20 protein-coding genes are annotated in these 19,316 nt (G+C 37.8%); 4 read left to right on the forward strand and 16 right to left on the reverse strand.

What is annotated here, in order from left to right:
• Window positions 1-130: 130 nt before the first annotated feature.
• A complete protein-coding gene (locus tag M3610_RS18090; RefSeq protein ID WP_251461188.1) occupies window positions 131-1,147 on the forward strand; it encodes a multicopper oxidase domain-containing protein in 1,017 nt (338 codons plus the stop codon).
• 15 nt (window positions 1,148-1,162) lie between these two features.
• A complete protein-coding gene (locus M3610_RS18095; protein WP_251461190.1) occupies window positions 1,163-2,329 on the forward strand; it encodes a ZIP family metal transporter in 1,167 nt (388 codons plus the stop codon).
• A gap of 60 nt (window positions 2,330-2,389) precedes the next feature.
• Here M3610_RS18095 and M3610_RS18100 read toward each other — a convergent pair whose 3' ends face one another.
• Window positions 2,390-3,073: a DsbA family protein gene (locus tag M3610_RS18100; protein ID WP_251461192.1), complete on the reverse strand. Its 684-nt coding sequence runs from the start codon at window positions 3,071-3,073 to the stop codon at window positions 2,390-2,392.
• Window positions 3,074-3,251: 178 nt separating this feature from the next.
• Between M3610_RS18100 and M3610_RS18105 the strand changes: the two genes are divergently transcribed.
• Window positions 3,252-3,395, forward strand: a complete 144-nt coding sequence (locus M3610_RS18105; protein ID WP_251461193.1) for a hypothetical protein — start codon at window positions 3,252-3,254, stop codon at window positions 3,393-3,395.
• Between the two features lie 29 nt (window positions 3,396-3,424).
• Here the strand turns inward: M3610_RS18105 and M3610_RS18110 are convergent, their stop codons facing one another.
• The 12 genes from M3610_RS18110 to M3610_RS18165 form a co-directional block, all read right to left on the reverse strand.
• On the reverse strand, window positions 3,425-4,282 hold the full coding sequence (locus M3610_RS18110; protein WP_251461195.1) for a M56 family metallopeptidase: 858 nt from the start codon (window positions 4,280-4,282) through the stop codon (window positions 3,425-3,427).
• A gap of 1 nt (window position 4,283) precedes the next feature.
• Complete coding sequence (locus M3610_RS18115; protein WP_251461197.1) at window positions 4,284-4,700, reverse strand: BlaI/MecI/CopY family transcriptional regulator; 417 nt, start codon at window positions 4,698-4,700, stop codon at window positions 4,284-4,286.
• A 67-nt stretch (window positions 4,701-4,767) separates the two neighbouring features.
• The gene (locus tag M3610_RS18120) at window positions 4,768-6,120 is read right to left on the reverse strand and encodes a UDP-glucose dehydrogenase family protein (RefSeq protein ID WP_251461199.1); all 1,353 of its coding nucleotides are present in this window, start codon (window positions 6,118-6,120) and stop codon (window positions 4,768-4,770) included.
• Between the two features lie 37 nt (window positions 6,121-6,157).
• Window positions 6,158-7,642, reverse strand: coding sequence for a hypothetical protein (locus M3610_RS18125; RefSeq protein WP_251461201.1), 1,485 nt, complete (start codon window positions 7,640-7,642; stop codon window positions 6,158-6,160).
• 62 nt (window positions 7,643-7,704) lie between these two features.
• Window positions 7,705-8,628, reverse strand: coding sequence for an FTR1 family iron permease (locus M3610_RS18130; RefSeq protein ID WP_251461203.1), 924 nt, complete (start codon window positions 8,626-8,628; stop codon window positions 7,705-7,707).
• 30 nt (window positions 8,629-8,658) lie between these two features.
• Entirely contained in the window at window positions 8,659-9,414 is a 756-nt protein-coding gene (locus M3610_RS18135) for a hypothetical protein (RefSeq protein ID WP_251461205.1), read from the reverse strand.
• A 96-nt stretch (window positions 9,415-9,510) separates the two neighbouring features.
• A complete protein-coding gene (locus M3610_RS18140) occupies window positions 9,511-10,287 on the reverse strand; it encodes a glycosyltransferase family 2 protein (protein ID WP_251461206.1) in 777 nt (258 codons plus the stop codon).
• On the reverse strand, window positions 10,247-11,740 hold the full coding sequence (locus tag M3610_RS18145; protein WP_251461214.1) for an alkaline phosphatase family protein: 1,494 nt from the start codon (window positions 11,738-11,740) through the stop codon (window positions 10,247-10,249). Before M3610_RS18145 ends, M3610_RS18140 begins: the two co-directional genes overlap by 41 nt.
• On the reverse strand, window positions 11,737-12,690 hold the full coding sequence (locus tag M3610_RS18150) for a lysylphosphatidylglycerol synthase transmembrane domain-containing protein (protein WP_251461216.1): 954 nt from the start codon (window positions 12,688-12,690) through the stop codon (window positions 11,737-11,739). Before M3610_RS18150 ends, M3610_RS18145 begins: the two co-directional genes overlap by 4 nt.
• Entirely contained in the window at window positions 12,671-13,627 is a 957-nt protein-coding gene (locus M3610_RS18155) for an NAD-dependent epimerase/dehydratase family protein (RefSeq protein WP_251461218.1), read from the reverse strand. The genes M3610_RS18150 and M3610_RS18155 overlap by 20 nt, the downstream gene beginning before the upstream one ends.
• 97 nt (window positions 13,628-13,724) lie before the next feature.
• A complete protein-coding gene (locus M3610_RS18160; RefSeq protein ID WP_251461220.1) occupies window positions 13,725-14,903 on the reverse strand; it encodes a hypothetical protein in 1,179 nt (392 codons plus the stop codon).
• A 315-nt stretch (window positions 14,904-15,218) separates the two neighbouring features.
• Window positions 15,219-16,082 (reverse strand): DUF1259 domain-containing protein, encoded by an 864-nt coding sequence (locus M3610_RS18165; protein ID WP_251461284.1) that lies wholly within the window; start codon window positions 16,080-16,082, stop codon window positions 15,219-15,221.
• Window positions 16,083-16,330: 248 nt separating this feature from the next.
• Here M3610_RS18165 and M3610_RS18170 point away from each other — a divergent pair, with 248 nt between their 5' ends.
• The gene (locus M3610_RS18170; RefSeq protein WP_251461222.1) at window positions 16,331-17,200 is read left to right on the forward strand and encodes a cation diffusion facilitator family transporter; all 870 of its coding nucleotides are present in this window, start codon (window positions 16,331-16,333) and stop codon (window positions 17,198-17,200) included.
• A 73-nt stretch (window positions 17,201-17,273) separates the two neighbouring features.
• Here the strand turns inward: M3610_RS18170 and crcB (M3610_RS18175) are convergent, their stop codons facing one another.
• The 3 genes from crcB (M3610_RS18175) to M3610_RS18185 form a co-directional block, all read right to left on the reverse strand.
• A complete protein-coding gene (crcB, locus tag M3610_RS18175) occupies window positions 17,274-17,639 on the reverse strand; it encodes a fluoride efflux transporter CrcB (protein WP_251461224.1) in 366 nt (121 codons plus the stop codon).
• Entirely contained in the window at window positions 17,636-18,043 is a 408-nt protein-coding gene (gene crcB / locus M3610_RS18180; RefSeq protein WP_251461226.1) for a fluoride efflux transporter CrcB, read from the reverse strand. The genes crcB (M3610_RS18175) and crcB (M3610_RS18180) overlap by 4 nt, the downstream gene beginning before the upstream one ends.
• 190 nt (window positions 18,044-18,233) lie before the next feature.
• Complete coding sequence (locus M3610_RS18185; RefSeq protein ID WP_251461228.1) at window positions 18,234-19,289, reverse strand: HupE/UreJ family protein; 1,056 nt, start codon at window positions 19,287-19,289, stop codon at window positions 18,234-18,236.
• Between the last annotated feature and the right edge of the window lie 27 nt (window positions 19,290-19,316).

Here is a 19,316-nt window from a genome sequence, read left to right on the forward strand (position 1 = left end):
GTATAAATGGTCAAATAATTATTTGAATGTTTTTTGATTTATGTATTGACAAGAAGAATGTCCGCATCTTAAAGTATTGACAAGGACAATAAAGTTGCTTGAAGGAAACTTTTTAGGAGGGGGTAAAAACATGTCGAAAAATAATATTTCTCGAAGAGATATTTTAAAAATGGGAACGACCGGAGCATTAGGGATAGCAGGAAGTATTTATTTAAATAAAGTTGCACCCATTTCTAAAGTAGTTCATGCTGAGGACCATGCATCAACAAGTCACCATAATCATTCTGCAAATCACTCAAACATGTATGATTCTACGAAAACAGAAGGGTATAAAATGGCTAAACGTCTTTTAACCGAGTTTGATTATGGAAAAACTACCAAACAATTAGACGGTCGTACTTTGCGTGAATATCAAATAGTTGCAGTTGATAAAGAAATAGAAATCGCAAAGGGGATTAAGTTCCCTGGATGGACCTATAATGGAACGATTCCAGGACCAACATTCCGTTGTACTGAGGGGGATCTACTACGATTTCATTTTATTAACCAAGGAAGTCATCCACACTCGATTCATTTTCATGGTATTCATCCCCCAGAAATGGATGGATTAGACCCTATCGCTCCAGGTCAGTCCTTTACGTATGAATTTGAAGCAAAACCATATGGATTACAGCTTTACCATTGTCATGTTTTACCTTTGCGCCGGCATATTCATAAAGGCCTATATGGAAATTTTATTATTGATCCCAAAACACCAAGAGAACCAGCACTAGAATTAAATATGGTCATGAATGCCTTTGATTTAGATTTAGATGGGGCAAATGAATTTTATACGGTGAATGGGTATGCGTTTGCCTTTATGAATCATCCGATAAAGATAAAAAAGGATCAACTTGTCCGAATCTATTTAAGTAATTTAACCGAGTTTGACTTAGTAAACTCTTTCCATTTACATGCCAACTTTTTTACGTATATACCAACAGGTAGAAATGACAACCCCAGTCAATTTACCGATACCATTATGCAGTGCCAAGGAGAACGTGGAATTATTGAAGTTCGTTTCCCATACAAGGGAAAATATATGTTTCACGCACATGTCAGCGAATTTGCGGAACTAGGCTGGATGGGATTCTTTGAGGTTGAATAGGAAGGAGTGAAAACCATGAAATCAAAATGGGTGATTACTGGTCTTATCCCGCTGGTTCTTTTAATACTTGTATTGGGATGGGTATTTAAGAATGGGGCCGGAGTAGAACGAGATCCTGCCGCTCCCATCGAAGTGCTTAATGTGGAACAAATTAAAATTGTTCCATCTGGTTTTGAGTTAGATGTAAGTAATACAGGCCCAGAAACACTGACGATTTCTCAAGTGATTGTTGATGATTCTGTATGGAATTTTTCGATGACTCCTAGTTCAAAGCTCAAAAGGTTTCAAGATGGAAAGGTAACCATAAATTATCCGTGGGTTGAAGGCGACCCCCATACCATTCTATTAATATCAGAGAATGGGATCATAACGGAAGCTGTGATTGATGCGGCCACATTAACTCCCGAATTTTCATGGGATAATGTGTTGAACTACGGATTTATCGGCTTCTATGTCGGAATTGTACCGATTACTCTAGGTTTATTGTGGTATCCATTTATGAAGCGTTTGAAAAAAAGCTGGATTAATGCCATTCTTGCCCTAACTGTAGGACTTCTATTATTCTTATTTTTTGGTACGTTATTTGATGGATTTGAAATTGGCGCTGAAGCACCGTCTGTCTTCCAGGGCAACATGGTGGTGATTATTTGTACCGTCCTTTCGTTTCTTTTACTGGTCGGATTTGATCAATATCAACGTCAAAGACAAAAACGAACGGGTTATTCACCGCTGGGAATTTCATTATTGATGGCAACAGGAATTGGCCTTCATAATTTTGGTGAAGGGTTGGCTATTGGTTCTTCTTTTGCCCTCGGAGAGGCTGCACTAGGTACTTTTTTAGTCATCGGTTTTACTTTGCATAATATTACTGAGGGGATAGGGATTGCTGCCCCATTGTTAAAAAGCAAACCAAAATTTAGTTCTTTTGTTTTATTAGGTACGATTGCTGGTGCTCCCGCCATTTTGGGAACATGGTTTGGCGGTTTTATCTTTTCACCAATTTGGGGTGCCATATTTTTAGGAATTGGTGCGGGGGCCATTTTACAGGTAATATTTGTTATCTCCAAAATGCTGATTGAAGAACACAAAAAGAAGATGGAACCAGTTGTATCATGGATGAATTTTACTGGTTTTACACTTGGACTATTAATCATGTATTTTACGGCTTTTTTCGTAAAATAATTAGAAGGAATCAAGGTGATACATCTCCAAGACGATGTACCACCTTTTTTGTTGTATTCCTTATTCATTTGCTGCTTCGTTTACTCTTTTCTTGAAATCATTATAGGTGTTCCCTTCAAATTTCACACCATTAATAAAAATGGAAGGGGTGCTTGTAATACTTAACTTATTAGCTGCACTCATATCTTTCTCCCATGCCTCTTTTGATTGGTCATTATTAAAGGCATTGACCACTTTTTTCACCTCTGCTTCAGAGGCAATTTCACCTAAAGTGTCCTTAAGAAAGGCTTCCGTATAGATATCCATTTGCTCCGCTTTCGTATCATCAGGCTGTTTTTCATATAGCAGTTCATGAAACTTCCAAAACGTTTCATTTCCTAGTTCCTTAAAGACGGTTTCCGCAAATTTGGCAGAACGCGTAGAGTCCACATTGATAAACGAATAATTCATAAAATAGAACGAAGCTTTTCCTGTATCGATCAAATCCTTTTCGATATTTGGAAGTAGTGTATCATTAAAATTTTTGCAATAAGGACATTTATAATCACCAAATTCAACGATTTTTACAGGGGCTGATTTTTCCCCTAAAAATGGCTGTCCCTCATAGTTCATTGCTTCTTTTTTAGCCGTATTGGATAAAAAAATTAACCCGACGAGACAAACGGCGATTAAACCAATCACCCAGAATATAAATTTAGATGATTGATTTTTCGGTTTTGTTGTTTTCCTTTTTCCTGAAGACATCTATTCACCCTCTAATTTCTCAAAGTATTGTAAAATTGTATGTAACCAACACTACAGATTGTAGTGTAAAAGAGTAACAAGCTCTTCTATTTACACGAACTAATCTATTTTACACTACTAATTGTAGTGTAAGTTGTTGCAAATGGTCAAGTGATTATTACTTCGTCTGTTGATTGGAGTGGAAGGCACGAAGACTCCTGCGGGAGTACGGGGCAGGGGAGACCCCGCAGGAGCAAAGCGACGAGGAGGCTCCCCGGCACGCCCGCGGAAAGCGAAGTGCCTGGAACGGAAATCAACAGACAAATTAACACAGCCTATTTAATAAGGATTGGATTTAACCTCCAATCCTTATTAGGCAATAACTAATAGCAATAGTATTAAAATAAATACATTTAATGAGATGACGATTGTTCGTGTTTCTACTTTAACCGGAATCGATTGCTGCGGATTAATCAATTGCTGAAGGCGGTAATCAACTGTACTATCTGCAAAATGCACCATAGCTGGAGTTAGATTCGTATTAATCTTCAGCTGCTTCTTGATTAGTTTTAAAAGAGCGCTGCCCAATCCCAGTTCTGAACCCATTCGATTAATCGCATATATATCTGCGACTAGTTCAATCATAATCCGATAATTCTGATAGGACCATCTCGTCAGCGGGATATACCAGATAGATTCTGAAATCATTTGTAAAATAAATACCTTTATTCCATCATAATACCTTTGGTGCGATGTCTCGTGATAGATAACTGCTTCTAATTCCTTTGCATCTAACATTTCAATTAGTGTGGTAGAAAGGACAATTACTGGATTCGCAAACCCAAAGGTAAATGCCAACGGATTGTTGTGATTGATCACAACAATATCATCATTTTTTCTGTTATAGATTTGATTTATTTGTTGGGATTTACCCTTATTCATCAGGTGATGAATTTTACTTTGAAATGATTGTAAGACTAGAACTTGCTGGATAATCTTTTTACCAATCATGAAAACTGTATAAAAAATATACACATTCACAATTATTAAGACAGCATAGTAGGCAAACGTGCCTTTTTCAAATATGCTGACGCAAAAGTTAAAAATATTAAATAGCTCTAATGGGCCAAATAAAGTATTAACTAGAAACATAGCCATTTGAACAAATAAAATAATCGCAAAGAAAAGGGCTAATCCTAACACGGCAGTGGATTTTTGTTTCCAGATCATATTACTTTCGGCCCTTTTTTAATTGTTCAATTTTTTGTTCCAGTTTCTGAAGTAAATGATCATCCACTTCATTTAAAGAATCAAGCATATGATTAACCACTAATCCGCCAAATTCGTCCAAAAGGTTATCTGTTAGTTTTTTTGATTGGTCGCTAATAAAATCCTCTTTCGTCTTTATTGGTTTAAAGAGAGATGTTCTTCCTTCCAATCTTTTCGTAAGGATGTTTTTATCGACAAGACGGTTCATAACGGTCATGACCGTATTAAAGTTGAGAGGTTTGTCATTTTCTAATTTTTGCTGAACGTCCTTTATACTCTTTTCATTGCCGTCCCAAAGAATGTCCATTATTTTAGACTCAAGCGGACCGAAAAAACGATTAAGCCCTTCTTGGTCAAAACGAAAATTATTGACTGTCATTTAACATCCTCCCTTCCATTACATATTGTAGTGTAAAATCTTTCATATTACAATTGGAGCCTTTTCCCTATCCAAGGCCTAAACCGAATGTTTTTATGATGTTTTCTTTCCCAATCACACATGGTCGCCCAATGGAATGGTATTCAATCGGGAAGCCTTTCATGGCATCAAGCTGAAAGCAATTTCTGCCATCAAAAATAACAGGCTCTGTCATCCATTCAGAAAACATAGTAATCGGAATATTTTTTATCTCTTCCCATTCCGTTCCAATGAACGCAAGATCCGCATTCATCAAAGCCTGTTCCAATGTATCAGAATATGAAATGATCTCTCCCAATTCTCTTTTGGCATTTCTTATTGCAACAGGATCATAAGCAGTGACGATTGCCCCCTCCATCACCAATCTTTTTGCCATCTTGATAGAAACAGACTCACGGACATCATCAGTATTAGGCTTAAAGGATAACCCTAACAATGCGGCCTTTTTTCCCTTTAAGCTTTTAAACCGAGCTAAGGCTTTGTCAATTAGCCTTAATTCTTGCCTTTTATTAATTTCCAGAACCTCATCTAGAAGTCTGATTGGTTCTCCCACTTCATTTGCTAAATGAGTAACTTCCTTCGTATCTTTAGGCAGACAAGAGCCTCCAAAACCTACTCCAGCATTTAGAAACGAGGTTCCAATTCTTGCATCCATCCCCATCCCCAGGGTGACTTCTTCTATATTTCCACCTATTTGTTCACAAATACTAGAAAGAGCATTTACATAACTAATTTTTAAGGCTAAAAATGAATTGGAGGCAATTTTAATCAGTTCTGCACTTTTTGTATCTGTTTTAATAATTGGAATGTGCAGTGGTTTATATAACTCTTCTAATGTATGGAGCGCTTCCTTACTGTCCGATCCGATGATGATACGGTCGCCATGGAAAGTATCATAAACGGCAGCACCCTGCCTAAGGAATTCTGGGTTGGCTGCTAAATGAAAATAAAGGGGTGAACGCAATTCAGACTGAATCCATTCTTTAATTTTCTCATTTGTTCCTAATGGTACCGTGCTTTTCGTTACAATTAGGATATTATTTCTAGTGATTGTTCTGCCAATCTCTTTTGAAATCTGTTCAATATATTGTAAATCAAGCGAACCATTTGGATCATTTGGCGTTCCAACTGTGATCATGATGATATCTGCATCCTGATAACCGATAGTCGGGCTGGTTGTAAAGATAAGTCTTCCTGCCTCGAGATTGTTTTTCATTAACTCTTCTAATCCCGGTTCATAGAAGGTTGCTTCGCCTTTAAGAAGAGTATTTATTTTTTGAGGGTCACGATCCACGCAAATGACATCATGGCCGATCTCCGCTAAACACACCCCTGTGACAAGTCCAACATACCCTGTACCAGCAATGGCTATTTTTTTCAAAGCATTTTTCCCTTCCTTTATGAATATCTTCTAATTCTTAATGAACTGCTTCATTTCCAATCCATTTATATAAAGTAATATCATGATAAACCGGATCAAAAAGTTCATTTGATTGAAAGCTTGCTACTTTTATTATTTTGCCATCCAATGAATGGCCTTGTGTGAGGAATCCCTCTACTACTTTATCCGTTAGAAGGATCGTTCTTCCTCTGAAATATTTTGAATCGGACTTGAAAAAATCAAACGTTTCGAGTCTTTTATGCGGATATGGTGCATTTAAATACTGGAGTACCCTTGTTTCTTCCCATGTATATAGAATCACAGGTTGATCCATTTTCGATATATATTCATTCATCTTATAGACAGCAGGACTTTCTGTTCCTTCTGCCTTTAATAATATAACATCTTTCCAAACTTGATGTCCTAAGAGGATGAACGCTAGTCCTAGTATTAGATAGGATACCCTTTTTGAAAAAAGATGGATACAAATAATGAAGACCAACAGAATGATTAATGGAAGTGCGTGCCGGGCCTTTTCAATGTTTTGTCCGAGCAATCCCCAAACAAAATAGCAGGAAAACATGAGGTAAAGTAGCTGTATAAAGGGGTGATTAGGCTTTGTTTCCTGCTTTTTATAGCGGTGAAATAGGATGACCCCCAGAAAAAAAATGAATATAACTAAAGTGATAAGAGATTTGCCAGCGATGCCTGTCCAGACAATATTCCCCCATGAGAATTTCGACAGCCTCTCCAAAAAACTTATTTTGGATGTTTCTATTGCACCGCCCCAATCATTAAAATGACCAGATGTAAAGGCTAATGATAGCTTGATAAAACCAATCAAACTACCTTCTGAAACAATAAGAGCAACGATCCAGCAGGCTTGAAAAGCGACGCCAAACAGACAGTAATAAATTAAATCTACCCTGGTAATCGTTTTATTTTTATCTTTAAGATAAAAAAGAAAAAGAATGCCGATGGAAAATGGCAGATAAGAAAGCCGAATTCCCAGCATAAGGCTTAATATGGCTAAGGGGATCAAAATAAATGTTGAATTCGTCTTCTTAAAAGCAAAAAACAAACTCAACAAATACCACCAAAAGGCAGCAAGCGCCGCACCTTCAGACATTGGTTGGTTAACCATGATGATGCAAAAACTGCTAGAATAAATGATCGCAGCAGATAGCCATGAATAGCCGTCGCTTAAAAAGCTCCTGCATAATTTATATATTGGAAACACAGTACTGGCATAAAAAAGAATGTTAAACAAAGTCAGTGCCTTTGATGGATCATTCACAAATAGATGAATGAATTTGCCTCCTAAAATAAATAAAGGATAGCCAGGGAAATGCGGCTGCATAGCCATTAAATCAAAGCGTTGCACAGCAAGAGAAAAATCAACCTGGTCCCACGAGGAAGTATAAGGATTTACATAAAGAAGCTGTGATAGAAAAACAATCATTATTGCTGTAATACTTAAGCCTATTACTAGGCTTTTTTTTAACTTATCGGATAATTTCATTCATTCACACGCCTTTTCAGAGAAAAAGTACAAGGCAAAAGCCTTGTACTTTTTGTTTATGGTTATTTCACTTGTGTCTTAAGAATGTGACCATTCTGTGAAGCATCTTCTTTTTTCCGCTGACTTGCTGCTGGTTTGGAGGAGGTTAGCAGAAAAATGGCTACAAAATATCCGATATAGGCCAGAACTTCTTCAATCGAAGGCATGGAAGAATAACCAAATAATGCTTTCAAGAAAACTCCAATATCTCCTGAAAGGATGGGCGCTGTCCCAGTATCACGAAGATAATGAGTATAATCAATCGGATGCTCTGGTAAAAACCAAGTAAGATCGTACACATGCGGCAGGACACTTCCAATGATGTTAATATCCTGCATCATGGAGATAGCTTGAACCAACAGTCCGGCTGAAATAAGAATAATGAAAGCTCCTGTTAATTTAAAGAAGCTGCTTAATGGAATCCTCATTGTTCCTTTAAAGAACAAATAAGAAACGATAACTGCTATGACTACACCTGTAATCGCACCCCAGCCTTCCATCGCGGCACCGATGTTTCCTCCAGTAATGGCGGCAAAGAAGAATACCGTTTCCACACCTTCGCGTAGAACAACAAGAAAGGAATGGACGACCATACCTACAACATTTCCAGTGGAAATAAACTTATTCATTTTCCCTTCCATATTCCCTTTTATATCACGACTGTGACTAGCCATCCAGAAAACCATTTGGGTCAGTAAAACGGCCGATACAAGCATAATTCCTATTTTTAGATACATTTCGCTTCCCATGGCTGCAAACCCTGTAAATACAATTTGGAATAATAGGGCTACTCCGATACTTGCCAATACGGCAAGACCTGCCCCCATCCAAACATATTTTGTGTACTGCTTATGATCTACTCTTTTCAGATAGGTTGTAATGATTCCTACAATTAATAAGGCCTCTAACACTTCCCGGAATGTGATTAACAGTGCCTGAATTTCCACAGTCCTTCTCCTCCCCCATGGTGCCTTCGTTTACTTTCTTCTTTTGCGGATGACAAAGATAATAACAGCGATAATAACTACTACAATTAAAATGAGCGGGATCCAGTTACGGATATTTGATATATCCGTCCAATCTTTTTTCCCAGTGCTTTGTTGTTCTGTGGCACTTTCAGAAAAATGCCCTACTTCAAGGCTTTTTAGTTTAAATTCTGATTGTAAGCTATCCAGAATTTCTTCTTTATTTTCCTTAAAAGCCTCTAAATTTGCCTCTTTTTTTCCTACCCCAAACAAACCAGGGTTCCCCAATGCTTCCAGCGCCTGATCAAAATCGGTTCGGATTTTTTTATCATTATCAGGGTTTTCAGTTTCAACCTTTGGGGATAAAGCTTCGTATGTAGCAAACCCTTTCGCAAGTAGTCGTTTCGTTGTGTCATATTCCTTGAAATTATTCTCAATATTCTCCAAACGTCTGGCAATATTTAAAACAAGAAGTTTTTCCATATTTTCTAAAGTAGCTTTTTTATCTTCTGCTTCGATATTTTTCAAAATCAACTTGGCAGGCTCAGGACCCATATGCATATCAATTTCTTCTTTAACGGTATCAAAGTGCTTTTTCGCAGATGTGAAATTCGGAGGGGTCTCATCAAGCTTAGTGACCATTTCCTTATATACCTCAGCAACCTTTTCTTCATTCGGGTCACCATATGAGTAAGCACGGGCATCACGAATGGAAAGGCTGTTAACAATTATTATTACAATAAAAAATAAAACTGAGAGTTTTTTCATCCAAATTCCCTCCTGTGGTTAATGATAATGATTATCATCCTCGCTGTCAATATAGCAATGAAGATTGTCACATATTTATCGTACTTATCTGATAAATTAATCCTGTTTTCTATCTATGATTGGAAACACCCTGCCGACTTGCGTCCGATAGGTCTGCTTTTTGGTGTGTACTTTTTTTACTGGCCTTCTCATTTCTTTTAAAATAGCCGGTAAGACTGAGGTCATATAAGAACGAAACTTAATAAATGATTCACCTGTTTTACGAACCTGATATCGAATCGGAATTTCCTTCATGCGAAACCCTTTTCGAATTAAATTTAATGTGACCACTTGGGCATAATTGTAATCATGAATAATTTCCGCTTCCTCCATGGCCTGTCTAGAAAATGCTCTCATACCAGATTGACCATCATAGATCCATTTACGGAGGAGAAGCGCTTGTAGCATGGTAAAACAGTAATTTCCGATTCTTCTGTTCCATTTCATCCCATCAATCGATCCAAGAAAACGGGACCCCATCACATAATCAGAAGTTCCCAAAAGAATCGGTTCAATTAATTCCGGAATTTGTTCAGCTGGGTATTCATTATCGGCATCAATCATCACACCAATATCTGCTCCATATGAGACACACAGTTCCAGCCCTTTTCTCACGGCTGCCCCTAAACCTTGATTTCTAACAAACGTGTGAACATAATTTGCTCCCGCTGCCCATGATAGCTCTTCTGTCCGATCACTAGAACCATCATTTACCACTAGGACCTCTACACACACATGGGAATTAAAATTTCTCGGTATTTTTCGAATGACCTCTGTAATGGAGTCCTCTTCATTATAGGCTGGCAGAAAAACTATTACTTTTTGCTGCTTCATAATCAATAACTTCCTTCCTTACTGCATCAATTAATACTGGGCCTCGGGCTTTATCAGGGAATGGTGCACCCAGTAAGTAAGAGATGGTAGATGCGAGGGATACTAAACTATGCTTCTCCTCCACACTCTTTCCTTTCTCGATCGAAGGGCCATACATGAAAAAGGGAACAAATCTTTCACCTTCATCCAAATGCCCATGCCCGCCGATACCATCTGCCTGACCATGATCGGCACAAACAATAAACGTGTAATTTTCTAGCTTTCCTCTATCCTTTAACCAATGAAAATATTCTTCTACCAGAGAATCGGCTTCTTCAATCTTTTGAATATATTCATCATATAAAACACCACGGCTGTGCCCAGTTTGGTCTGTACTTATTAATTGAACAATTTGCAGGTCTGGATCCTGCTCTTCCATGATATTTTTAGCTCGTTCAATAATCCCGCGATCCACTAAATTATTTTTCATAACAGCAGTGAATGTCTCAACATCCTTACCAAAGGAATCAACGAGATGGGCTACAGCTAATAATGAACCCTTTTTCCCTACTTTTCGCAGACTATCAAAAACACTTTCGACTTTGATCCCTAGCTTCCACACCATATTGGACTTTATGCCGTGTTCGAAGGGATACGTTCCTGTAAACATAGAGGAAAAGCATACAACGGTTCTTGCAGGGTAAACGGTTTCCATATTCGTATACTCTGTACCATTTTTCCTCAAGAAGTCGAGAAACGGCGTATTGGCTTCTTCAAAGCGTTCTTTCCGCATACCATCGATGACTATCACAATCACTTTTTCATTAATGGCAGATGTCCGCTCCTCTATATTGGACGTATAGGTTGGAATAATTTTCGGCTTCCAATCAAATAGGTTTTTATGGAGAATCCATGAGAATAAGAGGACGCCGGCATAAAAAAAGATTAGTACTCCAACTTCCCCGCCAGTCCATGACTGCTCCGAAGTGACTAAATTCCAAAGTGACAATAATAAAAGAAACTTAGGCAATTGCTCTTGAGCATTTCCGCTTGTTGAATCGCTATTTTTTAGCACAAGTTTCCAGAAGCGCGTAAAATTAAGCCATGACGTGCCAATTCGCAAATGATAATAAAACGTTCCCCAAAAAAATACGGTAAAGAAGAAATATAATCCCACCGCTGTCAGCAGCAAACTGAGATTCACATGATCCCAGATAATTAGGTATACCGTAAAGGGAATCCATAAATAATTTCTTAAGAATAATGGGTAATCGAACAAATAGTAAATAATCAGCATTGGCAGGATTGCGAGGAACCCAAGGGTTAGATCTCCTAAAAATGAAGGATTGCCAAGCTTTGAAATGGAATAGATCAGCATGATTCCAATGGTAAAAATCGGTGTAAATGGCTTTCCCTCGTTTAAAAGGTTCCAGCACCTGGCGGCAAATTTTTCAAATGATGATGCTTTTTTCATTCAGGTCTTCCCCTCCTTAATAAAATCTCTCTTATTTGCCTTATTTTCGTTACCGGTGAACGGATTAATAATAGGCATCCAACTAGATAGGAAAAAATAAATTTATAACTATGGCTGATAAGTGCCACCATATACCCATCTTTTAATGGATAATGAAAACTTGCTAGAGCAGCAGTCATGACGGATTCATAGGTTGAAATCCCACCAGGCGTAATCTGAAAAACCTGTCCCCCTACCGTGATCGAGTTAACCCAAATGGCCTTGTAAAGCGGCAGACCATTACCTATCGATGCGGTTACACTCCAGACAACAGCTCCTTCAAGTGCCCAACTAAACGCAATGAAAAGCATAATTAAAATAAAATTTTTCCCAGCTAAGCTTGTTTTTATGATTTGTATATGCTTTTCCACAAACCGCGGACGATGTTTTTTGACGAAAAAGAATCCCATTAAAATCATGATGACTAAAATAAACAACAACCCTAGTGAATAACGAAAGACAAATGGCCTTGAAAAGGCAATGAGTCCAATAAATGAAAACATAAGGAGAAAAAACATATCTATTGCTCGAAGGACAATAACAGAATGGGCTGAAATTTCCGGACTTATGTTTTTTTCCCTCCAGGATAGAACGCCAATTCTAACTGCATCTCCCACCTTAATTGGAGTAATATGATTCACGAAAAGGCTTAGGAGCACTCCCTGCAGACAGCTATAGAATCTTACTTTCTTTCCTAAGTATAATCTCCATGCTTCAGCCCTTAGAATAAAAGATAACAGGTAAGAAACCGTCACAGCTGCAATAATAAAAGGGTTTCCAACAAAAAACTCCTGCATTGCATTAAATAACTTTTTAACATGCAAATAGCGCAGTGACAGAACAATAAATATCCCTGCAAGAATGAACCCCATTAGTCTTATCAGTAGACGCTTAACTGATTTCCGACTCATGTTTTTTTGCCCATTCTATTGTCTTGGAAAGGCCTTCTGAAAAAGAAACCAATGGTAGAAATCCAAGCTGCTCCCTTGCCTTCGAAGTATCTGCCCAAGTGGAATGAACATCACCTTGGCGAAATTCAGCCTGCTTTACTGCTAAATCTGGAAAATACAGCCTGAGGTGATCTACTAATTCTTCAAGGAAAATAGGGCTGCCAGAGCCAATATTAAAGGTGCCCACTTTTTCCTGTTGGTTAAACGCACGAAGGATTCCCTCTATACAATCATCTATATAGGTATAATCCCTAGCCGTCCTATTTCCAAAAAGGGTAATTTCCTGTTTATCCATCAGCTTTTTGATAAACCCTGTAATCGCCATATCCGGTCGGCCCCATGGTCCATATACTGTAAAAAAGCGAAGGATTGAGACTTTATAATCAAATAAAGAAGAATAAGAATGGCAAAACGCTTCCGCACCAAACTTGGCCGCTGCATATGGAGAAACAACTCGTCCCGTTGCCATTTCCTCTTTAAGAGGAACATTTTTTTGTTCACCATAAACCGATGACGAAGATGCGAAAATAAACTGTTTTACATGGGATTCCCCAGCAAAGCGAAGAGCATTAATCGTTGCTTTGATATCGTAATCAACATACTCATTTGGGGCGGCAATAGAGTGTGGTACTCCAGGAATGGCAGCCAAGTGAATGACTATTTCCGGTTTAAAGGAAATAAATATTTCTCTGACTCTATTTTCATTATGTATAAGGCTTTCTTGATAAAAATCAAACTTCCCTGCTTCACTCACAAATTCAAGGTGGCGCTTTTTTCTCTCAATCGAATAATATGGGTGAAGGACGTCAAGAATTAGTACTTCGTGCCCTTCTTTTATCAATCTTCTTGTAAGATGGGAACCAATAAATCCGGCCCCTCCAGTTACGATTATTTTCAATCAAAAACACCTCTAAATTGTTCAATAAGTCCTATTCTCTCATATACAAGAAAAAAGGAAAAACCTTGCACAACTAGAACAAGGTTTTTCCTCTGCATTATTTCGCTTTTTCTACGATTGTATTCAGAGTGGAAATAAGTTCTTTCAATTGCGCTTCCCCAGCTGCTTTATCTTTCGCTTTTGCAGTTTCAACATATTTTTGCGCTTTTTCAGTTAAGGTTTTGTAAGCATCTTCACCTAGAAGGGTTTTGATATCCTCACCGATAATGTCAATAAATAATGCACCTTCTAAACCAGTAACAACGGCTTTATCATCTTTGCCAATTAGTTCTTTACTTTCCCCATATTCATCAATGGCAATCTTAGCAAACCCACGAACAAAGGCTTTATTTACAGCATCTGGATCAATTGCCTTTACATCAGATTCAAGTGTAAAAGATTTTTCAATAAAAGCATGTTCCTCCGCGGCATGACTGTTTATATAACTGGATAATGATTGGAAGAACGCCCAGCCTTCTGCCTGCTCCACTTTAGCTAGGGCTGCGTCGTTTTTCGCTTCAGCTGCCGCTTTAGTCGCATATCCGTTTGGAAGGGCGCCAGTAGCAAGATAGAAAGTCTTCATTAAGGTTTTATCAACGACTTGTTTTCCTAAGTTAAAGCTAAGTAGATCATTATTTTTTACGGCTTCATCCATTTCGTTAAATCCGCCATCAATAACACTGACAAGATTTGTTCCATACGCTGCATCACGCTTTTCAACAGTTGTCTTTAGGATTGCATAGTGCTCTTTTGCTTCTTCAAGTTCACCATTAACTTCGTCCGTTTCACCCCATAGTTCTGTTACTTCTGTAAAATCGTGTTTAATGGATGTATAAAATACTTTTTGCATTAATTTATCAAAAATTTGTTTAACTACTACTTTATCCATCGTTCCATCTTTACCAGCAGTAAGTGCTGTTGTGATTTTATCATCAATTGTATCTTCAAATTCTGCGTCTCTCTTTTTAACCAACTCTTTTAGATTTTCATTATATAACGTTGTAACTTTATCAAAATCAACATCTTTACCTTCTTTAGCTTTTTCAAGCTCTGTTAATGCTTCTGTAAAAACATCAGCATACGCTGCATCTTCTTTTTCCACAGCTTCTTTCTTCTCCGAAGCTTTTTCCTTGTTCTCCACTTTTGGTTTGCTTTCCGTTTCTTCTGCTTTTCCGCAAGCCCCTAGCATTAATGAAAGGGCCGCCAAAGATGCTAGCATTTTAAATTTAATCGACATGTTGTTTTCCCCCGGTTTTGTTTTGATTTTCTATTTGATAATGATTATCATTTACATTTTCAATTATAATAGAGAATGATTTTCACTGTCAATGAAAATTATTATCTATTATAAAATATTCTCTACCTTCAAAAATACTAACACAATCACCTTTCCACCAATGGTTCCATATTATCTTCCAAAAAAATCTTATGCTATTATAGGAAGTCCATGGATGGACCAGTCACGTTTATTAGGATTGTACAAACAAAAAAGCCCTTTACGGACTTTTTTAAGTTACATGAAATTATTATTCTAAAATAATAATAATAATAATCAAGAAGGTCTTACTTCATTATTTGTAAGAACCTTTAATGCATCTTGTACATCTAGTGCAAAACTTACGGGATTATCTATCTTTTCAAAATGAATATACATCAATCTTGGATTATCAAATAGCCAGTGATTATGAAAAGCGGTGACAATAATATTATGTTCACGGAGTCTGTCAATGAATGGATTAATCTCGTCCTCCAAAATAACTGTTTCACCACTGCAAAGGGCCCGTCCATCCCGAGTTAACGATTCAAAAGTGAACATCTGAGGAATAGCTAGAAAAGACCTCGTTCGTCTCCCCAAAATTCGCGCTTTAATATTGGTCCGAGATCTCATGACCATACAAACTCCATTTTCAAAGGTATGCATTCCGCCAAGGATTCTGTGAAACTCCTCACATAACCCTTCTGCTTGTCTAGGAACGCGTACTCTCACATTTTGAACCCCTCCCAGATTACGAGTAGTCAAAACTTCTAGGGCGTCTCTTACTTTTCTAGCAAAAGATAGTGGCTCATCAATGGATTCAAAATGGATGTACATCAAGCGAGGATCATCGAACAGCCAATGATTGTGGAGGGCGGTTACAATGATTCCATTGGCTCGTAAACGTGAAATAAATGGATTAATTTCGTTTTGAAGAATAACCGTTTCTCCAAGGCATAATGCTCGCCCCTCACTATTAACATCTTCAAAGGAAAATGCTTGTGGCACAAACATGAACGATTCTGCTCTGCGTCCTAACACAAATGGGTGGAGGTTTGTCCGAGATTTGGTCGCTGTACAGACTCCATTAATAACGGAGGGTGCAGCATCCAGGATATCAGCAAATTGCCTGCATAGATTAGTAGGCTGCATATGGCTCATTTCATTCAAATTATCATCCCCTAAAAATATCTCTCAAGATAAAATTATGCAGAATAACTTTTTTGGACAGGGCCATATAGTAATTTTTATGAAAGTTGTGGTGAAAGGGTAAGAGGCATTGCTAGTTTCCTCAGTGAAACTTTTTTTCACTGCCATTACTTAGTTAGAAGGAGGACAAAAGGTTTCTCTAGACCCACTAGATCTTTTTATTCCATAATAAAATAAGAGAAATGGCGGGGGATAGAATCATGAACGAACAGGGATACTTGGATTTGAGAAAAGGAGAACGCGGAGCGATCATAAGCATCGTCGCTTATATAATCTTATCCTCATTAAAATTATCAGTCGGTTTTATAGCTCACTCTGAAGCCTTGAAGGCAGACGGATTAAATAATGTCACAGATATTATTGCATCCGCAGCCGTGCTGATTGGTCTTAAATTATCGCAGCGGCCCCCTGATGACGACCATCCTTATGGGCACTGGAAAGCAGAAACCGTTGCCTCCATGGTCGCCTCATTTATTATGATCGCTGTGGGAATCCAAGTAACATTCGAAGCGATTTCTAGTATATTTTATGGAAGAAACGAAACTCCAGATTTAGTTTCTGCTTGGACAGGTCTCTTTTGTGCTCTGGTTATGTATTTGGTTTATCGCTATAATAAAAAATTAGCTAACGAGATCAATAGCCAATCAGTTATGGCAGCAGCAAAGGATAACCTATCAGATGCATGGGTCAGTGTTGGTACATTTATAGGAATCGTCGGTGCCCAGTTCAATCTTCCGTGGCTCGACCCGATTACGGCGATAATTGTTGGATTCCTCATCTGTAAGACCGGATGGGAGATTTTTAGGGATGCTTCACATCATTTAACCGATGGGTTTGATGAAAAACAAATAGAGACCTATAAAGAAACGATTATTGATTGTCATGGAGTTAAAGGGGTTAAAGACATTAAAGCCCGGAATTACGGCAATAACGTGGTAGTGGATATTGTGATTCTCGTCAATTCCGATTTAGATATTCGCGGTGCCCATGATATTGCAACCAAGGTGGAAAATGTATTAATAAAAAACCATCAAGTCTATGATGTACATGTTCATGTTGAACCTAATTAGATAAAAAGAGGAAGTGAGCCTTCATAACCTGAGAGGGCTCTTTCTTTTTAGGCGAGAGAATTCATATGATGTTTTATAAAAATAAACTGCCCAGCTTCATCCCAATAAACGCTAGTAAGATCCCAAACGTGTAGCTCATTCCTAAATATAAAATAATCATCTTCCAGTTTCTTTTGGTAAGCAGCTGTATGTTTTCCAATTTAAATGTAGAAAATGTCGTAAAAGCTCCCATGAAACCAGTTCCCATGAGTAATCTCCACGTATTCTCTAAATTCGCCCCAAAGATTAAACCCAACAAAAATGAACCAAACAAATTTATGATTAAAGTGGCAAGAGGAAAAGTAGAGGGATACTTTCCCTTTATCAAGATACTTAGACCGAAACGGGACATCGCTCCAAAAAAACCTCCGACTGCCACCAATGCTATATTCGTTATCAATGTTTTTCACCTCTACCTACTTCTGTTTCTTTTTCTGCACTTAATCCCAATCGATAACCCATCCAAGTCAATAAGAGACCGCCCCAAAGACTAAGAAGCACATAAAGAATCGCTGTTCCCCACTTAGTTGCACTAATTAATTGGACCGTTTCCACACTAAAAGTCGAAAATGTAGTAAAAGAGCCAATAAGTCCAGTGCCTACTGCAGTTATAACATGTGGGGGCAATGATTTAAATCTTGGCAGAAAATTAGTGAGCCATCCCAAAATAAAACATCCCAACATATTTGTAACAAAGGTAGCTAATGGAAAGTCGTGAAACCACCACTGACCAAAGTAAACGCCCAACATATAACGTAATAAAGCCCCAATAATTCCAGCAAGCCCTACGAATAAAAAACTCAATTTACTCACCTCAACTATATAGTTTCCTAAAACAAATAGACTCCTACCAATTTTTTCTGGTAGGAGTCACTAGCTGCCCGCGGAAAGCGAAGTGCCTGGAACGAAAATTAACAGGCAATTTTAACAGAGTCAATTTTATAAGAATATATTAACAAATAAGAACTACAGGTGCTAGTTATTACTAGCATATTTAAAAAGCTCTTTGAATAAACCATACAAGTCCGAACGCTAAGATGGCAGCAGACGTTCCTGGAATCACCCAGCCTACCGGTTTTAACTTTAACTTCCTAATCCACAAAATGATTGGAAACGTTAAAGAAACAATCAATAACTGCCCGATCTCAATACCCATATTAAAAGATAGGAGGGACGCAGCCATGTGATTCGTATCTAATTTCATTTCTGAAAGGATTCCTGCAAAACCAAATCCGTGAATCAATCCGAAGCCAAAAGCTAGCCACGGCTGGTGTTTTGAGTCCTGGTTAAAAATATTAATGAGTGCCACATAAATAATACTTAGAGCAATAGCCGATTCCACAAATCTGCTTGGAAGATGAACAATATCAAAAGTGGCCAGAGCCAAAGTGATACTATGTGCAATGGTAAAGGCTGTAACTAAAGACAGAATATGACGAATCGTTTTTGCCCCAAAAAGCAAGCTAATTACAAATAGGATATGGTCATAACCTGTGAAAATATGTTTTAAACCAAGAACTACAAATTGTTTCACATTTTGCAAGAAGCTGATTTCACCAATTTCTACTTCTCTTGATTCAAACGAAAGAATCTTTTCTTGTTGTTTCCCGTCCATTTTAATAGTTGCATAGTTTGCATGACTTGGGTCGGAATCATCCATAAACATATTATATTCAACCACTAGCTTTTCAGGCTTATGCCCGATTTGATAAGCCAAATTAATTACCGCAAACGGACGCTCCTTAATTATTTCTATCTTTGTTTTTAACACGCTGCCCGCAACTAGTCTGCTGTCCGCATAAATTTTTATATGCGAATTTATATAATTTTGCAGGACCTTTTGGTTAATAATTGCCTTTTCTTCAGTTGCTGTATTAAGGGCATGTCCCAGCTCTTCCAAATCTAGTTTCAATTCATATCCCAGCGTTTTATCCTTGACCTGAATGGTGGAAAAACCTTCACTGTTATTTGTATGTGCATAAGCTGAATAAGGGTGTAAAGAACCTAATGCTAAAAATATGAGCAATAAAGGGAGCAGTATCTTTTTCATTATATTCACTTCCATTCCTTTGTAAAT

The organism is Neobacillus sp. MER 74, from assembly GCF_023714155.1.